The sequence below is a fragment of the Brachybacterium sp. AOP43-C2-M15 genome (assembly GCF_052446295.1).
Taxonomy (GTDB): domain Bacteria; phylum Actinomycetota; class Actinomycetes; order Actinomycetales; family Dermabacteraceae; genus Brachybacterium.
In genome coordinates, this window is the sequence record NZ_JBQSWB010000004.1 from 99,010 (window position 1) to 117,491 (window position 18,482).

The 18,482-nt window shown below is 71.1% G+C and carries 15 protein-coding genes; 7 read left to right on the forward strand and 8 right to left on the reverse strand.

What is annotated here, in order from left to right; genetic code table 11:
* The first annotated feature begins 143 nt into the window (after positions 1–143).
* The 4 genes from ACT3SP_RS05695 to ACT3SP_RS05710 all read left to right on the forward strand — a co-directional run bounded on the left by ACT3SP_RS05695 (position 144) and on the right by ACT3SP_RS05710 (position 7,444).
* Positions 144–1,529, forward strand: a complete 1,386-nt coding sequence (locus tag ACT3SP_RS05695; RefSeq protein ID WP_444586289.1) for an extracellular solute-binding protein — start codon at positions 144–146, stop codon at positions 1,527–1,529.
* Between the two features lie 264 nt (positions 1,530–1,793).
* Positions 1,794–4,733, forward strand: a complete 2,940-nt coding sequence (leuS, locus tag ACT3SP_RS05700) for a leucine--tRNA ligase (RefSeq protein WP_444586290.1) — start codon at positions 1,794–1,796, stop codon at positions 4,731–4,733.
* A gap of 189 nt (positions 4,734–4,922) precedes the next feature.
* Positions 4,923–6,137, forward strand: a complete 1,215-nt coding sequence (locus ACT3SP_RS05705) for a hypothetical protein (RefSeq protein ID WP_444586291.1) — start codon at positions 4,923–4,925, stop codon at positions 6,135–6,137.
* Between the two features lie 215 nt (positions 6,138–6,352).
* On the forward strand, positions 6,353–7,444 hold the full coding sequence (locus ACT3SP_RS05710; protein ID WP_444586292.1) for a hypothetical protein: 1,092 nt from the start codon (positions 6,353–6,355) through the stop codon (positions 7,442–7,444).
* A gap of 54 nt (positions 7,445–7,498) precedes the next feature.
* On the opposite strand, the gene ACT3SP_RS05715 is transcribed toward ACT3SP_RS05710, so the two are convergent.
* The gene (locus ACT3SP_RS05715; protein ID WP_444586293.1) at positions 7,499–10,126 is read right to left on the reverse strand and encodes an ATP-dependent Clp protease ATP-binding subunit; all 2,628 of its coding nucleotides are present in this window, start codon (positions 10,124–10,126) and stop codon (positions 7,499–7,501) included.
* Positions 10,127–10,466: 340 nt separating this feature from the next.
* Between ACT3SP_RS05715 and ACT3SP_RS05720 the strand changes: the two genes are divergently transcribed.
* Complete coding sequence (locus ACT3SP_RS05720) at positions 10,467–11,852, forward strand: PrsW family intramembrane metalloprotease (RefSeq protein WP_444586294.1); 1,386 nt, start codon at positions 10,467–10,469, stop codon at positions 11,850–11,852.
* A gap of 26 nt (positions 11,853–11,878) precedes the next feature.
* Here ACT3SP_RS05720 and ACT3SP_RS05725 read toward each other — a convergent pair whose 3' ends face one another.
* The 4 genes from ACT3SP_RS05725 to ACT3SP_RS05740 are packed head-to-tail and all read right to left on the reverse strand — an operon-like array spanning position 11,879 to position 14,695.
* Complete coding sequence (locus tag ACT3SP_RS05725; protein ID WP_444586295.1) at positions 11,879–12,310, reverse strand: RNA-binding S4 domain-containing protein; 432 nt, start codon at positions 12,308–12,310, stop codon at positions 11,879–11,881.
* Positions 12,307–13,785, reverse strand: coding sequence for an amidase (locus tag ACT3SP_RS05730; protein ID WP_444586296.1), 1,479 nt, complete (start codon positions 13,783–13,785; stop codon positions 12,307–12,309). Before ACT3SP_RS05730 ends, ACT3SP_RS05725 begins: the two co-directional genes overlap by 4 nt.
* Complete coding sequence (locus ACT3SP_RS05735; RefSeq protein WP_444586297.1) at positions 13,782–14,297, reverse strand: low molecular weight protein-tyrosine-phosphatase; 516 nt, start codon at positions 14,295–14,297, stop codon at positions 13,782–13,784. Before ACT3SP_RS05735 ends, ACT3SP_RS05730 begins: the two co-directional genes overlap by 4 nt.
* Complete coding sequence (locus tag ACT3SP_RS05740) at positions 14,294–14,695, reverse strand: GNAT family N-acetyltransferase (protein WP_444586298.1); 402 nt, start codon at positions 14,693–14,695, stop codon at positions 14,294–14,296. The genes ACT3SP_RS05735 and ACT3SP_RS05740 overlap by 4 nt, the downstream gene beginning before the upstream one ends.
* Positions 14,696–14,719: 24 nt before the next feature.
* Between ACT3SP_RS05740 and ACT3SP_RS05745 the strand changes: the two genes are divergently transcribed.
* Both ACT3SP_RS05745 and ACT3SP_RS05750 read left to right on the forward strand, forming a co-directional pair.
* Positions 14,720–15,085 (forward strand): DUF952 domain-containing protein, encoded by a 366-nt coding sequence (locus ACT3SP_RS05745; RefSeq protein WP_444586299.1) that lies wholly within the window; start codon positions 14,720–14,722, stop codon positions 15,083–15,085.
* A 76-nt stretch (positions 15,086–15,161) separates the two neighbouring features.
* Entirely contained in the window at positions 15,162–15,797 is a 636-nt protein-coding gene (locus tag ACT3SP_RS05750) for an L-threonylcarbamoyladenylate synthase (protein WP_444586300.1), read from the forward strand.
* 84 nt (positions 15,798–15,881) lie between these two features.
* Here the strand turns inward: ACT3SP_RS05750 and ACT3SP_RS05755 are convergent, their stop codons facing one another.
* From ACT3SP_RS05755 to ACT3SP_RS05765, 3 genes are all read right to left on the reverse strand, one after another.
* The gene (locus tag ACT3SP_RS05755) at positions 15,882–17,153 is read right to left on the reverse strand and encodes an MFS transporter (protein WP_444586301.1); all 1,272 of its coding nucleotides are present in this window, start codon (positions 17,151–17,153) and stop codon (positions 15,882–15,884) included.
* Between the two features lie 261 nt (positions 17,154–17,414).
* Positions 17,415–17,672, reverse strand: coding sequence for a hypothetical protein (locus tag ACT3SP_RS05760; protein ID WP_444586302.1), 258 nt, complete (start codon positions 17,670–17,672; stop codon positions 17,415–17,417).
* A 66-nt stretch (positions 17,673–17,738) separates the two neighbouring features.
* A complete protein-coding gene (locus ACT3SP_RS05765; RefSeq protein ID WP_444586303.1) occupies positions 17,739–18,482 on the reverse strand; it encodes a gamma-glutamyl-gamma-aminobutyrate hydrolase family protein in 744 nt (247 codons plus the stop codon).

The window sequence follows — 18,482 nt, forward strand, 5'->3', positions numbered from 1 at the left end:
CGTACGTCGGCCCCGCTCCTGGCAGCCGCATGCGCCGGTGGCCGGTCCCTGCATCACAGCGCAGGTGCACCGACTCGACCTCACCCACCGCCGTCCCTCGACAGCACCACTCTCGGAGGTACCCAGTGATCGATCGTCGAACCATGATCCGCGCCCTCGGCGCCGGCGCGAGCGTGACCATCGCCGGCGGCTCGATCGTCGGCTGCACGAGCCGGCCCGTCGGCGGCGAGCGCGATGCGAACACCGTGCGGCTCTGGGGCATCGGCGCGGCCGACTCCGAGAAGGAGGCGACGGTCCTCGAGGCGTTCTCCGAGCAGAACCCGGACGTGAAGGTCGAGGTCTCCCAGGTGCCGTCGAACGGCGAGGGGGATGCCTCGAGCGTCATCACCGCGATCCGCGGCAGGACCGGTCCCGACCTGTACTGGATGGACCGCTTCAACGCACCCCAGTTCGCCTCCCTCGGGCTCCTCGAGCCCATCGACGGACTCATCGAGGAGCATGAAGGCGTCAGTCCCGAGGAGTTCATGTCCGGATGGATCAAGTTCGCCACCGACGAGCTCCGCTTCGAGGGCGAGTACTACGGGCTGCCGACGTCCACCGATACCCGTGCCATGTACGTGAACATGGATCTGGTGGAGGAGGAAGGGCTCGATCCCGCCCTGTTCGACCCGGACAACGGCCCCATGTCCTACGACCAGCTGTGGGAGATCAACGACTCCTTCACCATGCAGAACGACCGCGGGACGTATGAACGCGTCACCTGGATCCCCTGGGACGACCAGGCGAAGCTGATCATGTGGGCCATGGCCGCCGGCGTTCCCTTCTACGACGACCAGAGCGGCCACATGCTGCTGGACTCACCGGAGATGCTGGCTGTCGCGGAGATGTACGCCGGCTGGATCGAGCGGCTCGACTTCCCTCGGATGGACGCGTTCAAGGCGACCTATCAGCCGCCGAACGCGCCCCCAGCCCAGACCTCCTTCTTCTCGGATCGGCAGCTGCTCCAGATCACGAACCCCGGTGCCGTACGGAGCCTCGCGGACTACAAGCCCGACATGACGTACGCCGTGACCCACCTTCCCGTGCCCGATGACGGGGTCGACCCCTTCAGCTGGTCCGGCGGCTTCGCCCTCTCGATGCCCAAGGGATCGAGCATGTCGAAGGCGGCGTGGGAGCTCCTCACGTTCTACGCCGGCACGGAGGGGCAGAAGATCCTCATGCCGTCCCTCACCGCCATCCCGACGAACCTCGCGACCATCGCGGATCCCGAGGGATGGGATCCGCGGATCGAGTTCTTCGTGGAGCTCCTGGACGTCACGATGTCGCGGCCGCCCTTGCCCGTCGGCACCAAGCTGTGGGACGCCATGGAGACCATGCAGGGCAGCTTGACCCAGGCCTCCGACACCCCGGAGAACCTGGCGAAGGAGGCGCAGCAGTACGTGGATCCGACGATGCAGCAGTTCGTCCCGTTCACGCTTCCCGAGGGGTTCGGCGAACCGGACCCGAATCTGAGGCTTCCGCAGCGCTGAGCTCCGGCCCATGCCCGGTCCGCCCCCTCCGCGCGAGGAGCGGACCGGGGCGGGGCGCGGGCGCGGTACGATGAGCGCGTGACTCGACGGCTCCTGCTTATGCAGCCGCGTCGGACAAGGCCCGCGCCCACCCCGCGCTCCTGAGAGCGTGCCGGTGCGCAGTGAGGCACCGATGCGGCTCCCCTCGCCTGCGCGAGGGTTTTTTCATGTCACGAGACGCCTGGCGGCATCTGCCGCACTGATCCTTCGGAGGACGATTCACCCATGAGCGAGGCCCCGTACCGGTACACCGCCGCGGTGGCGGACGAGATCGAGCGCCGCTGGCAGCAGCGCTGGGACGAGGACGGCACCTTCCACGCCGACAACCCCGTCGGCGCGCTGCGCGGCTCCGCCGAGTCGCTCGAGCAGGCCGCGGCGGCGACCGCGCCCGAGAAGATGTACATCATGGACATGTTCCCCTACCCCTCGGGGTCGGGGCTGCACGTCGGCCATCCGCTGGGCTACATCGCGACCGACGTGATCGCGCGCCACGCCCGCATGATGGGAAAGAACGTGCTGTACACGATGGGCTACGACGCCTTCGGCCTGCCCGCGGAGCAGTACGCCGTGCAGACCGGCACCCATCCGCGCACCACCACCGAGGCCAATGTCGCGAACATGCGTCGCCAGCTGCACCGTCTGGGGCTGTCCCACGATGCGCGCCGCTCGCTGGCCACCACCGACACGGACTTCGTGAAGTGGACGCAGTGGATCTTCCTGCAGATCTTCGACTCCTGGTACGACCCGGAGGCCCCGAACGCCGACGGGATCACCGGGCGGGCGCGCCCCATCGCGGAGCTGCGCGACGAGCTGCGCACCGGTGCCGTCGACCCCTTCGCGCTCGCTGATCGGCAGGGCATCGACCTGCCGGCGAGCTGGGTCGGGCGCTCCGCGTCCGACGTCACCTCCGCGAGCGACGCCGAGATCGAGGAGCTGGCGCATGCCTTCCGCCTGGCCTACATCTCCGAGACCCCCGTGAACTGGTGCCCCGGGCTGGGCACCGTGCTGGCGAACGAGGAGGTCACCGCCGAGGGCCGCTCCGAGCGCGGCAACTTCCCGGTGTTCACGAGCCGCCTGCGGCAGTGGAACATGCGCATCACCGCCTACGGGGACCGGCTGCTGGACGACCTCGAGCGCGTGGACTGGCCGGAGTCGATCCGCACCATGCAGCGCAATTGGATCGGCCGCAGCCACGGCGCCCAGGTGACCTTCGCCGTGGTGGGCGAGGACGCGTCCTTCGACGTGTTCACCACCCGGTCCGACACCCTGTTCGGGGCGACCTTCACCGTGCTCTCCCCCGAGCACGCCCTGCTGGTGGATCCCTCCGTGCTGCCCGCCGCCTGGCCCGAGGGCACGAAGGAGGCCTGGACCGGCGGCGCGGCGAGCCCGCGCGAGGCGGTCGCCGCCTATCAGGCCCGCGCCGCGGCGCTCGCGGAGGACGAGCGCACCGCCGAGGACCGCGAGAAGAGCGGGGTGTTCACGGGCTGGTTCGCGAGGAACCCCCTGGACGGCCGCGAGGTCCCGGTGTTCACCGCGGACTACGTGCTCACCGGCTACGGCACCGGCGCGATCATGGCGGTCCCCGCCGAGGACGCCCGTGACTTCGACTTCGCCGACCGCTTCGAGCTGCCGGTGATCCGGACCGTGCGCCCGCCCGAGGACTTCGAGGGCGGGGCCTGGACCGGCGACGGCGAGAAGATCAACTCGGCCAGCGATGGTCTGGACCTGAACGGGCTGACGATCGACGAGGCCAAGGACCGTGCCACCGCGCACCTGGTGGCGCACGGCCACGGCCGCCCCCGCACCACCTTCCGCCTGCGCGACTGGCTGTTCTCCCGTCAGCGGTACTGGGGCGAGCCGTTCCCGATCGTGTACGACCCTGCGGCGCCGGAGACCCCGATCCCGCTGCCGGAGAGCATGCTGCCGGTGGACCTGCCCGAGGTCGCGGACTTCTCCCCCAAGACCTTCGACCCGACGGACGCGGACACCGAGCCGCAGACCCCGCTGTCGCGGGCGACGGAGTGGGTCGAGGTCGAGCTGGACCTGGGCGAGGGCCCGAGGACCTATCTGCGCGAGACGAACACGATGCCGCAGTGGGCCGGGTCCTCCTGGTACCACCTGCGCTACATCGACCCCACCGAGGACGAGGTCCTGGTGCGCCCCGAGAACGAGGCGTACTGGCTGGGCCCGCGCGAGGACGGCGGCGTCGGCGGGGTGGACCTCTACGTCGGCGGGCAGGAGCACGCGGTGCTGCACCTGCTGTACGCGCGCTTCTGGCACAAGGTGCTGTTCGACCGGGGCGCGGTCTCGAGCCAGGAGCCGTACCACCGCCTGTTCAACCAGGGCTACATCCAGGCCTACGCCTACACCGACTCCCGCGGCGTGTACGTCCCGGCGGAGGAGGTCGTCGCCGAGTCCGACGGCAGCTTCACGTACCAGGGCGAGAGCGTCACCCAGGAGTACGGGAAGATGGGCAAGTCGCTGAAGAACGCGGTGGCCCCGGACGACATGTACGAGGAGTACGGCGCCGACACCCTGCGCGTGTACGAGATGTCGATGGGTCCGCTGGACCTGTCGCGGCCGTGGGAGACCCGCGCGGTCGTCGGCTCCCAGCGCTTCCTGCAGCGCCTGTGGCGCCTGATCGTCGACGAGGAGAGCGGGGCGCTGACCGTCACCGACGAGCCGGCCGATCTGCCCACCCGGCAGGCCACCCATCGCGCGATCGACGGCGTGGGCCGCGACATGCAGCGGATGCAGTTCAACACCGCGATCGCGAAGCTGATCGAGCTGGTGAACCATCTGACCAAGCAGCTCACCGCCACCGGTTCCGCGCCCCGCGAGGCGGTCGAGCCGCTGGTGCTGCTGGTCTCGCCGCTGGCCCCGCACCTGGCCGAGGAGCTGTGGTCGAGGCTGGGTCACACCGGGGGCGTCTCCCGTGTCGCCTATCCGGTGGCGGATCCGGAGCTGCTCAAGGCGGACACCGTCACCTGCGTGGTGCAGGTCAAGGGCAAGGTGCGCCACCGCCTCGAGGTCGATCCGGAGATCTCCGAGACGGATCTGGAGGCGGCCGTGATGGCCGAGGCGCGGGTCCAGGAGGTCCTGGCGGGGCAGACCGTCCGCAAGGTCATCGTGCGCGCGCCGAAGATCGTGAACATCGTGGTGTGAGCCGCGACCGCGACCCGGGCGCGCAGCCCGGGTGCTCGCGCGCACCGGAGCTCGTGCCCCCGAGGGCCCTGCTGATCGACGGATCGGCAGGGCCCTCGTCCGTGCCGACCGTTCCTCCACAACGCCCCGTCATCCACAGTCCGGTCCCGGGTGAGGACGTCGAGGCGGCTCGGTGTCTACGGTCGCGCCATGAACACCTTCATCGGATGTGAGCCCGAGGCGCTGGAGGACCTGGCCGAGCGGATGCGCGAGGGTGCCCGGCGCCTGCTCGAGCTGATCGAGCGGCTGCGCGCGGCCTGTGCCGCCGTGACATGGAACGGCCCCGATGCCGACGCCCACCGGCGACGCAGCGAGGAGGCCGCCGCCGACGGGCTCCGCGTCGTCGCCGCTCTGCGAGGAGGTGCCTCGGAGCTCCAGCTGCACGCCCGGCAGCAGGAGCTGGCCTCCCGCGCGGAGACCGACGCGCAGATCGGGTCGGCGGACCCCGCGCGGTCGCTGCGCGCCGAGCTGCCCTGGCGGTCCACCGCCGACGGGGAGGGCGACGAGCTCGGAGTGAACCTGCCGCGCCTCCGAGGCCGTCGGGTCCTCGAGGATCCGGGGCGATGGGTGGGAGGTCCGTTCATGGCGGAGGACCCGCAGGACCTGCTGCCGGGCCTGCCCGATGCTCCCTCGCTCCCCGGCGGGGTGGGACCGTGGATCGCCGGGCCGATGATGCCGCCCGGCATGCCTGCGAAGGTCTCCGGATCACGACCGCTCCCCGAGGGGGAGGACTTCGCATTGGATCCCACGACGCTCGCCGACGCCCAGAAGGACCGGCGCATCGCACTGGGCTCCCTCCCCCTCGCGGGACAGGCGCAGATGGCGATGGGGCTGCACGACGCGCTCGGACGCGGTCTCGACCGGGTCGAGGAGACCCTCGAGGAGAGCGGTCTGGGCGGACTGTCACCGGTGGTCTCGGCCGTCCGGATCCCGCACACCCTCGCCGCCCCGGTCCTCGGGGAGAAGTCGGTGCTCGGCCAGGTCACCGACGGCATCGACCGCGGGCTCGCGAACGTGATGCAGACGGGCGAGGAGATCTCCGGCGCGATCGGTGACGGCGACTGGGCCGCGGCGGTGCGCGCCGGGGAGCGGGGCATGTTCCGTCACGCGGACACCGCAGCGGACGTGCTGACGGCCACCCCGGTCCCGGCCGTCATGGAATCCACCTCGGACCTGATCGGATTCGGGGCGGAGGCGGTGGAGATGGCCGGTCCCGAGGCCGCGGCGCCGCTGCGGGGCGTGGAGCAGACGACCCGCGACGTCGGCGAACGCTGGCAGTCCGCCCAGGACCAGCTCACCGACGGGGAAGGCTGGTACGACCGGCGACGGCAGTACCTTCCGATGCCGTGGGACCCGCAGGGATAAGACGGCGCCGCCGGTGGACGCCCGCCGGTGGCCGGTCAGTCCGCCCTGTCCCGTCTACTCCCCGCCGAACAGGCTCAGGTGAGGCAGGCCGTCGCCGATCGGGAGGAATCCATGGAGATGCTCCGGGGACTTCTCCCCATTGCGTGAGCATCGGCTCTTCCCTACCTTCGGATCTGTACAGAGCTATGCATGGGGCATGAACGGGGAGCAGGACGATGACGGCGTTCTACGGTGGCGACACAGACCAGCTGAGGCTATGGGGTGATACGGCAGGATCTGCCCACGGCGCGTTGGCGGACCTGTTCGTGTCATGCTCGAGCCAGATGGACCAGGTCCAGTGGGTCGGTCCAGATGCCGACCGCTTTCAGGTGAGCTTTCGAACGGTCCTCTCCCAGTGGGCTTCCGCCGTGCAGCGTCTCGAAGACTTCGCTCGGGACGCCGTCACTGAGGCCGAGGAACAGGACCGGGCGTCCGACTCCGATGGGACGGGGGAGTCTCCATTTCCACCGCACGGGGGAACGGGAGGCACCCGGAATCCCGGACCACATCCAGGGTGGGACGCACTTTCCTCCGCTCTCGTCAGAGACATCAGCATCGATCCTTTCGGAGCACTCGAAGAAGCCTCCTCGGCGTGGGACAGGATGCACGGCGGATTCGGATTCATCGTCGATACTATCTCCTCGCTCTTGGGAACCGGAAGAGAGGTCTACGCGCAACAGGCTGCCAGGATTGAGAAACACCTGGACACTGCGAAGCGATACGCCGACGAAAGCATCGCCGAGGCTCGAAAGGAGGCCAAGGCAGCCTCCAAATTTGCAGGCAACTTCCGCAAGATGCTGAGGCCATTCGGGGCCGCCGGTTTGGCAATCGACGCAGCCACGCTCGGCGAAGCGATGGTTCAGGGCAGGACGGGAGACGCCCTCGGCAAGTTCAGCCAGATCGCCTTCGAACTCAGCCCCCCAGGGCGCATCGCCGGCATTGCAGACGGGGCGCTAGGCGCCATTGGGGCCGCCACTGGATTCAAGGTCAACGCGTTCGGCCAGGAGCTGGATTTCTCCGCGAACTCCCCGATGGATCTCGCGTTTCAAGGGCTCGGCAATCTTTCCACTCGCTATGACCCACTCGTCCGCGCCGATATCGCCCATGGGGAACAGATGGCAACGGGCCTCGGGGCATCTCCGGGCTCGACGGCAAGTAATCTCATCGTCACCGGAAACGTGATCGCGTCACGATTCAATCCGGCGACGAGCATCGGGGCGGCGATCGGTCAGCCGATCGGCAGAGTTATATCCGGGGGCAGGGGCTGACCGAGCGCGGGGCCTTAGCGGCGGCGTCCCCCACGGTGCGAGGCTGCGGGACCGTCAGGCCGAGGCAGTCTGGTCGTCACCCTCAACCTCGAGCCTCAGCCCGCGGACCTCCGGGGCCGTGCTCACGTGCACCCTCTGCCCGTCCTGCACCTCGCCGCGCAGGATCAGCCGGGCCAGTCCGTCCCCGATCTCCTTCTGCACCAGGCGCTTGAGCGGGCGCGCCCCGTACATCGGGTCGAAGCCCTCCTCGGCGAGCCAGCGCGTCGCGGGCTCGTCGACCTCGAGCGCGATCCTGCGGCTCCGCAGCCGCTCGGCCACCTCGCCGATCTGCAGCGTCACGATCCGCGTCAGCTGCTCGCGGCTCAGCGCGTCGAACATGACGACGTCGTCCAGGCGGTTGAGGAACTCGGGCTTGAACGAGGCCCGCACCACCTGCATCACCCGGTCGTGCTTCTCCTTCTCGGTGAGCGTCGCGTCCTGCAGCGCATGGGCGCCGAGGTTCGAGGTGAGGATGAGGATCGTGGAGCGGAAGTCCACGGTCCGTCCCTGGCCGTCGGTCAGGCGGCCGTCGTCCAGCACCTGCAGCAGCACGTCGAAGACGTCCGGATGCGCCTTCTCGATCTCGTCGAGCAGCACCACCGAGTACGGCCTGCGCCGCACGGCCTCGGTGAGCTGGCCGCCCTCGTCGTAGCCGACGTACCCCGGAGGAGCGCCGACCAGCCGGGCCACGGTGTGCTTCTCGGAGTACTCCGACATGTCGATGCGGACCATCGCCCGCTCGTCGTCGAAGAGGAACTCCGCCAGCGCCTTGGCCAGCTCGGTCTTGCCCACGCCCGTCGGCCCCAGGAACAGGAACGAGCCGGTGGGACGGTCAGGGTCCGAGATGCCGGCCCGGGCCCGGCGCACCGCGTCCGAGACCTCGGTGACGGCGCGCCGCTGACCGATCAGGCGGGTGCCGATGATGGACTCCATCTCCAGCAGCTTCTCGCTCTCGCCCTGCAGCAGGCGCCCGGCGGGGATCCCGGTCCAGGCGCCGACCACCTCGGCGATGTCGTCGGGACCGACGTGGTCGGCGACCATCGGTCGCTCCTGCTCGCCGTCCCCGCCGGCCTCCTGCTCCTCGGCGTCGCGCAACTGCTCCTTGAGCGCGGGGATGTCGCCGTAGAGGATCTTCGAGGCGGCGGTCAGATCGCCCTCGCGCTGGGCGCGGTCGGCCTGCATGCGCAGCTGTTCCAGCTGCGCCTTGAGATCGCCGACCAGGTTCAGTCCGGCCTTCTCCCGCTCCCAGCGCGCCGAGAGCTCCTCCATCTGCTCGGTGCGGTCGGCCAGCTGCGAGCGCACCGAGTCCAGCTGGGCGATGCTGCCGGGATCCTCGCTGCCCGCGAGCGCGAGCTCCTCCATCTTCAGCCGGTCCACCTGGCGGCGCAGGATGTCCAGCTGCTCGGGCGAGGAGTCCAGCTCCATCCGCTGGCGCGAGGCGGCCTCGTCGACCAGGTCGATCGCCTTGTCGGGAAGCTGCCGACCGGAGATGTAGCGCGAGGACAGGGAGGCGGCGGCCACCAGCGCGGCGTCGGTGATCGTGACCTTGTGATGCGCCTCGTACTTGTCCTTGAGCCCGCGCAGGATCGTCACCGTGTCCTCGACGCTCGGCTCCCCCACGAACACCTGCTGGAAGCGGCGCTCGAGCGCCGGGTCCTTCTCGATGTTCTCGCGGTACTCGTCCAGCGTGGTCGCGCCGACCATCCGCAGCTCGCCCCGGGCCAGCATGGGCTTGAGCATGTTGCCGGCGTCCATCGAGCCGTCACCGGAGCCGCCGGCGCCGACCACGGTGTGCAGCTCGTCGATGAAGGTGATGATCTGGCCGCCCGAGGTGCGGATCTCGTCGAGCACGGCCTTCATGCGCTCCTCGAACTCGCCGCGGTACTTCGAGCCCGCGACCATCGAGGAGAGGTCCAGGGACACCAGCGTCTTGCCGCGCAGGGAGTCGGGGACGTCGCCGGCGACGATGCGCTGGGCGAGGCCCTCGACGACGGCGGTCTTGCCCACGCCCGGCTCGCCGATCAGCACCGGGTTGTTCTTGGTGCGGCGCGAGAGCACCTGCACCACGCGGCGGATCTCGGCGTCGCGCCCGATCACCGGGTCCAGCCGGCCCTCCCGGGCCAGCTCGGTGAGGTCGACGCCGAACTTCTCGAGGCTCTGGAAGGTGCCCTCGGGGTTCTGCGAGTCCATCTGGTTCATACGGTCATCTCCTGGGGTCAGGGTCTGGACGGCATCGCGCAGGGCCGTGGGGGTCGCGCCGACTGCGGAGAGCAGTCGGGCGGCCGCGTCCTTGCCGAGCGCGATGCCGATCATCAGATGCTCGGTGGACAGATAGGTGCGGTCGGCGGTGTCGGCCTCGTGCCGGGCCGCTTCGAGGGCGTCGTAGCCGGTGCCCACGAAGGTGGGGGACGCGGCGCTGCCGGTGGTGCGGGGCAGGGCGTCGATCGCCTGCTCGGCGCGGCGGATCACGTCCCTCGGGTCGGCGCCGGTGGTGAGCAGCGCGGCGCGGCCGATGCCGTCCTCCTGCGAGGCCAGCGCCCACAGCAGATGCATGGAGCTGATCTGGGGGTTGCCGAGCTGGACCGCCCTCTCCGCAGCAGCGGTGACGGCCTCCTGCGACCGGCTGGTGAACTGGAACTCCACGATGCTCCTCTCCTGTGTGCGAAGGCCGTGCGAAGGCCGTGTCCGATGGCGTCCGTCGGCGCTGGTGCGGTGTCCGACAGTGTCAACGGCGATCAAGTTGAGTCTATTCCACTCAACCTTGGATCTCCGCCCGATCTCCGCCCCGGGCCCCGGTGCGAGGTCCGTCGGGAGCACGCGATCGCCGTCGTCCACATCGGTTCCGCGACCTCGTCCCGTCCGCGATGATGGGACGGTGCACCTGTAGCATCGCACTGGTGACGTGAGGCGTCCGTCCGGGGGGATCGACGTCGACCGCTCACCGTCACCCCTCCCCCTCCTGCCGCCGAGAACAGAGGCCCTCATGTCCCAGCCCCCGTCCCCGCCGCAGAACGGCCGGTACATGCCCAACGGACGGCCGCGGCCGGGTGCGTCGGGGTCCCCGGCCTTCCCGTCGTCCCAGCCGCGCTACATCGACTACGGCAATCCCCGCGCCTACGACACCTCGGTGCGTCCGGCCTCGGGACTCACCGCGGCCCGTTACGCCCCCGCCCAGATCCAGCGCCCCGATCACGCGCAGCCGCAGTCGGCCTGGTCCACCCAGACCCGGCGCGCGCAGGAGGTCTCGCAGGAGGCCGCCAAGGTGCCCGCGGTGAACATCGCGGTGTGGCTGGTGACGATCCTGCTCGGCTTCGCGCTGCTGTTCGTGCTGGGCTACTTCTTCCTGCAGTTCATCCTCACCTCGAGCTCGAACCCCGTGTGGTGGCCGATCACGGCCTTCCTCGCCCTGTTCTCGCTGGTGATCATCACCCTGGTCATCCTGCTGGCGGACCGCTGGGACCCCCAGCCCTTCCCGCTGCTGATCATCGCGGTGCTCTGGGGAGCCGCGATCGCCGCGTTCGCCAGCTACTGGATCAACTCGCTGAACGCGCTGCTCTTCTACGCCATCGGCGGTGAGGGCTTCTCGGACTTCGCCACCCCCGTCATCAGCGCACCCGTGGTCGAGGAGATCAGCAAAGGGCTGGGCCTGCTGCTGCTGATGCTGCTCGCACGCCGCTACTTCAACGGCCCGCTGGACGGACTGATCTACGGCGCCCTCATCGGCGGCGGCTTCGCCTTCACCGAGAACATCCTCTACTACTCCCGCGGCCTGGAGACGGGCGGCGTCGGAGGGGTGCTGTTCACCTTCGTCCTGCGAGGCGTGCTGAACATCTTCGGGCACGCGATCTACACCTCGCTGACCGGCATCCTGGTCGGGTTCGTGGCGCGCAAGTGGGGCACCATCATGGGTTTCCTGGTGTTCGTCCCCGCCCTGATCCCCGGCATGCTCCTCCACGCGGGCTGGAACCTCTTCGCCGGCATCAGCGACAACCTCGTGCTGCTGCTGATCATGTTCGGCAGCAAGGCGCTGATCTCCCTGCTGTGGATGATCGCGATCATGGTGCTGATCTGGGACGAGTCGCGACTGACCCGGGTACGCCTGGGCGACTACGCGAACCAGGGCTGGCTCACCCATGAGGAGGTCGACATGCTCGCGACCTGGAGGGGTCGGCGCGAGGGTAAGCGCTGGGCGACCCAGATCGGGGCGAAGCCCGTGATGAAGAGGTTCATCCGGGAGAGCGCCGACCTCGCCTCCATCCGTCAGCGCCTGCTCGCCGACGGTGCCAACCCCAGGGTCGTCGACACCGAGCGGACGCTGCTGGGGCGCCTCACCGCCAATCGCCAGGAGCTGCTCTCCTACGCGCGCTGACCGGGCACGAGGGCCATCGCGCCCCCTCAGCGCTCCTCGTCGTCCCGGTGCGACTCGCCGGCGGGCGGGAGGTCACGCCCGCGGAGCCGGTCGAACTGTCGCCTCTCGCGCTTGGTAGGGCGTCCGGTGCCGCGCTCGCGACGCGGCGGCGCGGCGGCGAGCTGCGGGGCCGGCTCCGGGCTGTGGTCCTCGTAGGCCTCACGCGCGATCGGCGCACCCACCCGCTTGGTGAGGATCTTCGTGACCACCACGATCCGTTCGCGCCCCGGGGAGCGCACGCGCAGCTCGTCCCCCACCACGATCTTCTGCGCCGCCTTGACGGGGTCGCCGTTGCGGCGCACGTGCCCGCCGCGGCAGGCCGCGGTGGCGGCCGACCGGGTGGGCATCAGCCGCACGCTCCACAGCCACACGTCCAGACGGACGGACTGCGGGCCCGTCTGCTCGGTGCCGTCGCTCATGCGACGAGGGGGCGGCGCACGAGCGGCCAGGGGTCGTGGGCCTCGAGCTGCGCGGCGAGCGAGAGCAGCAGGGACTCGTCCCCGGGACGGGTCGCGCCCAGCTGCACGCCGAAGGGGAGCTCGACGCCGTCGATCAGCTCCCGATGCAGCGGCACGGACAGCGCCGCGGTCCCGAGCATGTTCCAGGTGCTGGTCCACGGTGTGAAGGCGCACTGGGCGTCGAAGTCGTCGCCGCCGTCGGCGAGCTGGAGATGCTCGGGGAAGGCGGGCGGCGCCGCGAGCGTCGGAGTGAGCACGACGTCGACGGGGGCGAAGGCCTCGAGGGTGCCCCGCGCGAGGGTCTGCACCCCGGAGAAGGCCTGGGCGAGCTCGACACCGCTGCAGCCCCGTCCCCGTGCGCGCAGCCAGCGCGTGAGCTCGAGCAGCTTCCCCTCCTGCTCCGGGGCCAGCGGGATGCTCGCCGCACCGACGGTCCACAGCGGCATGAACGCCGTCCAGTCCTGCGGCGTGAAGGGGGCCGGGATCTCGACCGTCTCGTGGCCGGCGCCCCGCAGCACCTCCAGGGCGCGTTCGAGGCCCCGCAGCGCGGCAGGATGCACCTCGGTCGCCGCGGCCAGCGGTTCGCGCAGCACGCCGATCCGCAGCGGGGTCGGAGCTCCCGCCTCCTCGAGGACGGCGAGGAAGGAGGAGGGGGCGGGCGGGGCGGGCGCGTAGTCGCCGGTGCGGGGCCCGGCCAGCAGGTCCAGGCCGGCCGCCACGTCCCGCACGCTGCGGGCGAGCACGCCGTCCGTGGCCAGTCCCATGCCCTCGCTGCCGTGCGGGCCCGGGGAGATCCTGCCGCGGGTGGGCTTCAGCCCGAGGATCCCGCAGCAGGCGGCGGGGATCCGCGCCGAGCCGCCGCCGTCGGAGCCGTGCGCGATCGGCACCACACCGCTCGCGACCGCGGCGGCCGCACCGCCGCTCGAGCCGCCCGCGGTGCGTCGGAGGTCCCAGGGGGTGCGCGCCGGGGCGCCGGTCGCGGGCTCGGTGTAGCAGGGCATGCCGAACTCGGGTGTGGTGGTCTTGCCGACGGTGAGGGTGCCGGCATCGAGGATCCTCTGCGCGACGCCGTCGGTCACGGTCGCGATGTTCCCGGCCAGTGCCGTGCTTCCGGCCTCGAAGGGCTGTCCGGCGATCCGGGTGAGGTCCTTGACCGGCATCGGCACCCCGAGCAGCGGCAGTCGTGCGGCGAGCTCCTGCTCGTTCCCGGTCCGGCGGGCGTCCTCGAACTGCGCGGCGACGGCGGCGGCCTGCTCGCGGGTGAGCTCCTCGAGCAGATGGGCGAAGGCGCCGACCGCGGAGCCCGTCCCGCGCGCCTCGTCGAGGGTGCTCTCGGCGAGCTGCTCGACATCGAGCTCCCCGGAGCGCAGAGCGGCGGCGGTCTCGAGCGCGCCGAGCGGCCCCTCCCCCGCGGCGGGGGCGGACTCGCCCGTCACCGCTCCCCCGCTGTGCCCGAGGGAGCGTCCTCGTGCAGTGCGGAGCGCACGTGCGCGACGATCCCGTCGGCCGCCTCGTCGATCTGCTCCCAGGCGGTCTCGAAATCGCTCTCGTCCCCGTACCAGGGGTCGCGGATCCCGGTGTCCGCGGGCGGTGCGGGAGCGAAGTCGCGCACCATCCTCACGGTCCTCTCCGCCCGGTCGGCGCCCAGCGCGCGGCGCAGCGGCCCGACGTGGTCGTGGTCGAGGGCGAGAACCAGATCGGCCTCGCGCAGCTCCTCGGTGTCCATCTGCCGTGCCCGGTGGTCCCCGGGCTCGAGGCCGTGACGGCGCAGCAGCTCGCCGGCGCGGGCGTCGATGGGGTTGCCCACCTCCCATCCGGAGGTGCCGGCCGACGCGATCTCGACCCGAGCGCCGAGACCAGCCTGGTCGGAGGCCTCGCGCAAGGCGTACTCGGCCATCGGCGAGCGGCAGATGTTGCCGGTGCAGACGGTCAGGATGCGGTAGGTCATCGGGTCTCCTCTCCTTCTGCGCCCCGGTCCTCGGAGGACCGCGCCCGCGAGGACGGGGCGGGGGTCTCGAGCAGATCACGGAAGTCGGGATGCCGCTCGATCCAGCCGCGCACGAACCAGCACGTGGGCCGGGCCCTCATGCCCTGACGGCGGATGTCCTCGAGGGCGAAGCGCACGATCGCGGACCCGATCCCCTGCCCGGAGCGGTCCGGGGCGACCACTGTGGAGCGGAGGTCGCGCACCGTCACCCCGTGGCTCCCGCCCTCGGGAGCGGGAAGATCCTCGTCCCCGTGGGCGAGGACGGCGACCACCTCATCCCCGTCGAGGGCCTCGTAGCGGTCGCGGTCGTCATCGTGGACCAGGCGCACCGCGCCCGGCCCGGCGGAGGTCTCATCCATGCCGGTCACGGTACACTGCCGGGCATGCCTGCGCCCCTGATCTGGCACATCACCGAACTGTCCGCCTGGGAGGCGGCCGTCCGGTCGGGCTCCTACACCCGCGCGACGCGCGGCACGGAGCTCGCCGAGGAGGGCTTCCTCCACGCCTCCTGGCCCGAGCAGGTCTCGAAGGTCGCCAAACGGGTCTACCCCGATCGTCCCTCCGATCTCGTGATCCTCGAGATCGACGTGGCGCGGGTCGAGGCGGCGGGCATCGCCGTGGACATCGAGGCGGACCGCGACGGCAAGGGACGCGGCTATCCGCACATCAAGGGTGCGCTCCCCGTCAGCGCCGTGCTGCGCCTGCGACGCACGAAGTGGATCGGTCGCGAGTTCGTCGTCGTCGCCTAGGAGACGTCGGGGCCGGGACCTCGACCTCGGCGGGAAGTCCCTGGTCGCCCGACCGGCTCGCGACGTACCATCGGGCATGGCCAGATCACGTCGCTCCGCGAAGTATCTCGACATCCATCCCCAGGATCCGCAGCCCCGGCTCATCGAGCAGGCGGTCGCGGTGCTGCAGGACGGCGGCCTGATCGCCTATCCCACGGACTCCTGCTACGCGCTCGGATGCACGCTCGGCGACGTGGACGGGCTCGAGCGGATCCGCCGCATCCGACAGGTCGGCAAGGACCACCACTTCACCCTGGTGTGCGCGGACTTCTCACAGCTGGGCCAGTTCGTGCTGGTCTCCAACCCCACCTTCCGGCTGGTCAAGAACGCGACCCCGGGCCCGTACACCTTCATCCTGCCGGCCACCCGGGAGGTGCCGCGCCGGATGGCCCATCCCAAGAAGCACACCGTCGGGGTGCGGATCCCTGATCATCGGGTCGCGCACGCCCTGGTGGAGGCGCTCGGGGAGCCGATCGTCTCCTCGACGCTGCTGATGCCGGGGCAGGAGGACCCGCCGACGGAGGGCTGGGTGGTCCAGGACCAGCTCGGCGAGCAGGTGGACGCGATCATCGACTCCGGCGAGGTGGGCACCGAGCCGACCACGGTCATCGATCTGTCCGTCGGTGACCTGGTGATCGCGCGGGAGGGCGCCGGGGACGTCAGCCGGTTCTGAGCTCCCCCGTTCGCCGCCCCGTTCCCCGCCCCGGTCCCGGCACCTGCACCGGCCGCGCTCCCCGCTGGGGTTCCGCGACCGGCCTCAGTCCCGCGTCGCCGCGGCCCGGGTGCTGAGCACGCCTGAGAACAGCAGGACCCCGAGCGCGTACATCGGCACCATCCACAGGGCGTAGCGCAGGGTGAGCACGTCCGCGAGCGCGCCGACGACGGGCGGGGTGATGAAGAAGCCCAGCCGCGCGAACCATCCCACCACCGTGATGCCGACGCCGTGCGGCACGCCGGGCAGATCGTCCGCCGCCCGGAACGCGGCAGGGAACAGGGTGGCCACGCCCCAGCCGACGGCGGCGAAGCCGAGCAGCGCCGTCGCGGGGGTGGGCAGCAGCAGCGCGAGGCTCATCCCGGCCATGCCGATCACCGCGCCCAGCCGCGCCGTGGCCCGGTCCCCGAGGCGGTCCACGACCGCGTCCCCGGTGAAGCGGCCGATGGTCTGGGCGCCCTGCAGCGCCACGAACGCCATGCCGGCCAGGAACGGTGTCGCCTCGAAGGTCGAGCGCATGAACAGCGCGCCCCAGGTGTTCCCGGCGTCCTCCGTGGAGCCGGCGAAGACCAGCACCATGCCCAGGGCCACCACCAGCCCGAGCGCCCGCAGGCTCATCCCCGCGATCCGGATCCCCTGCGGGGCGACGTCGGCGGGGACCTCTCCGGCGGAGCCGGCCGACGGCCCGGCGGCCGGGGTGCGCTCGGTCGCGTCGTGCCCGGGCAGCAGGAAGCGGAAGGAGCCGGCCGCGAGCGCTCCGAACAGGACCAGTCCGATCACGCCCTGGGCCCACAGCGGCAGGCCGAGCTGCGCGGCGGCCGCGCCGAGCAGCCCGCCGGTGACCGCGCCCAGGGACCACCAGCCGTGGTAGCTGTTCATGATCGAGCGGCGGTAGCGGCGCTCGACGCGCATGCCGTGGGCATTCATGGAGATGTCGGTGATCGCATCGGCCGCCATCGAGAGCGCGAGGGACAGCGCGAGCCACAGCCAGGAGCCGGAGAGGTAGACCAGCAGGTGGGAGGTCGAGGCGATGATCTGCACCGTCACCGCCACGCGGGCGGAGCCGAAGCGGGACATGAGCCGGGCCGCGAAGAGCCCCGAGAGCAGACCGCCGATGGGTCCCAGGCCCACGGCGAGCCCGAAGGCCGTGTTGCTCAGCCCGATGGACTCCACCAGCTCCGGGTACCGCGGCAGGATCGCGCAGAAGGAGGCGCCGTTGAGGAAGAAGACGAGGGACACGGCCCACCGGGCCCGGCGCACCTGCAGCGGCACGGCGGGGCGGATCGAGTCGTCGGAGGGTGTGTCGTGAGCGTTCACGATGCACCATTCTGGACCACCGGGGTCGCTGCGCGCGACGCCGCGCCGCTCTCGTCCCTCCCGGCGCCCGGTGCTCCGCCGGCCCGACGGCCCCGCGTCGTCCGAGCCCGACCGGTCCCCCACCCCGCGGCCGCCGGGCCCGCCGCCTCCGGGAGCGCTGCCTCGGCGATCGCTGCCTCCGGGCGCCGTCCTCCCCGTTCCCCGGAACGACTCGTGCCCCGCACCGAAGGGTGCGGGGCACGAGGAATGCTCAGGGAGTCGTCACTTGTTCAGGAAGCGCGGCACCAGGTCGAAGGTGGCGTACAGCGCGACCATGCACATCCCGAGCCCGCCGACGAACACCAGGGCCGAGGGCTCGTCCATCGACATCAGGCTCATCACGTACAGGCCGGCGGAGAAGAGCACGAACAGCACGACGAAGAGCACCACGGACAGGAGGGTGCTGTTGCCCTTCGAGGTCACGTTCTCGTCCTCGCGCGCCTCGTCGCGACTCGCCTCCGCGACATGCTGGTTGCTCATGCTGCCTCTTCCTCTGCGTCACCGTTCGCTGCGCCCGGTCCGCGGACCTGGACGACCACCACCATCCTAGACCAGGGAGGCCACGGGGGTGGCCACCTCGCGGTGGCGGACGGCGGTGAGCAGGCTCTCGAAGACGGCGGCGCCGCTCGCCCCGTCGATCTCCGGATGCCACTGCACGCCGACGACGCTCGACCCGGTCTCGGCCTCGACCGCGAGCGGCAGGCCGCTCTCGTGGCGGGCGACGATCCGCAGGTCCCCGCGCACGGCGCGGATGCCCTGATGGTGGTAGGCGGTGACCTCGGCGCGGGTGCCGAGTGCGAGCGCGAGATCGCTCGCCGCCTCCAGCTCGGCCTCGACCCGGGTGGGCCGCCGGCCGGTGGTGGGATGGGCGGGCAGATCGGTGGGCAGGTGGCGGTGCAGCTCGCCGCCCTCGGCGATGACGATGATCTGCAGGCCCCGGCAGATGCCGAGGACCGGCACGTCGCTGCGACGGGCGGCCCGGTAGAGGGCGGTCTCGAAGGCATCCCGCGCCGGGTCCGGGGTCATGTCGGTGGCCAGGGCCACGTCGCCCCAGGCGGCGGGGTCGAGGTCGGTGCCGCCGGTGAGCACGAGTCCGTCGAGCTCGGCGATCTCCTCGTCGCTCCACTCGTCCTGCGGGGCCAGGATCACCGGTCGCGCGCCGGCCTCGCGCAGGGCGCGCACGTAGTGCTCGTTGACGGCCACCGCGTCGTGCCCCTCCCAGGCGCCGGACATCATGGTGCGGGTCCCCGCGGTCACGCCGATGAGCGGGCGACGAGTGCGCTGCGCCAT

Bases quoted from the DNA above. Each gene is read 5' to 3' on its own strand.
- ACT3SP_RS05695 (WP_444586289.1), top strand. From the start codon at position 144: ATGATCCGCGCCCTCGGCGCCGGCGCGAGCGTGACCATCGCCGGCGGC.
- leuS (WP_444586290.1), top strand. From the start codon at position 1,794: ATGAGCGAGGCCCCGTACCGGTACACCGCCGCGGTGGCGGACGAGATC.
- ACT3SP_RS05705 (WP_444586291.1), top strand. From the start codon at position 4,923: ATGAACACCTTCATCGGATGTGAGCCCGAGGCGCTGGAGGACCTGGCC.
- ACT3SP_RS05710 (WP_444586292.1), top strand. From the start codon at position 6,353: ATGACGGCGTTCTACGGTGGCGACACAGACCAGCTGAGGCTATGGGGT.
- ACT3SP_RS05720 (WP_444586294.1), top strand. From the start codon at position 10,467: ATGTCCCAGCCCCCGTCCCCGCCGCAGAACGGCCGGTACATGCCCAAC.
- ACT3SP_RS05725 (WP_444586295.1), bottom strand. From the start codon at position 12,310: ATGAGCGACGGCACCGAGCAGACGGGCCCGCAGTCCGTCCGTCTGGAC.
- ACT3SP_RS05735 (WP_444586297.1), bottom strand. From the start codon at position 14,297: ATGACCTACCGCATCCTGACCGTCTGCACCGGCAACATCTGCCGCTCG.
- ACT3SP_RS05740 (WP_444586298.1), bottom strand. From the start codon at position 14,695: ATGGATGAGACCTCCGCCGGGCCGGGCGCGGTGCGCCTGGTCCACGAT.
- ACT3SP_RS05745 (WP_444586299.1), top strand. From the start codon at position 14,720: ATGCCTGCGCCCCTGATCTGGCACATCACCGAACTGTCCGCCTGGGAG.
- ACT3SP_RS05750 (WP_444586300.1), top strand. From the start codon at position 15,162: ATGGCCAGATCACGTCGCTCCGCGAAGTATCTCGACATCCATCCCCAG.
- ACT3SP_RS05760 (WP_444586302.1), bottom strand. From the start codon at position 17,672: ATGAGCAACCAGCATGTCGCGGAGGCGAGTCGCGACGAGGCGCGCGAG.
- ACT3SP_RS05765 (WP_444586303.1), bottom strand. From the start codon at position 18,482: ATGGCGCAGCGCACTCGTCGCCCGCTCATCGGCGTGACCGCGGGGACC.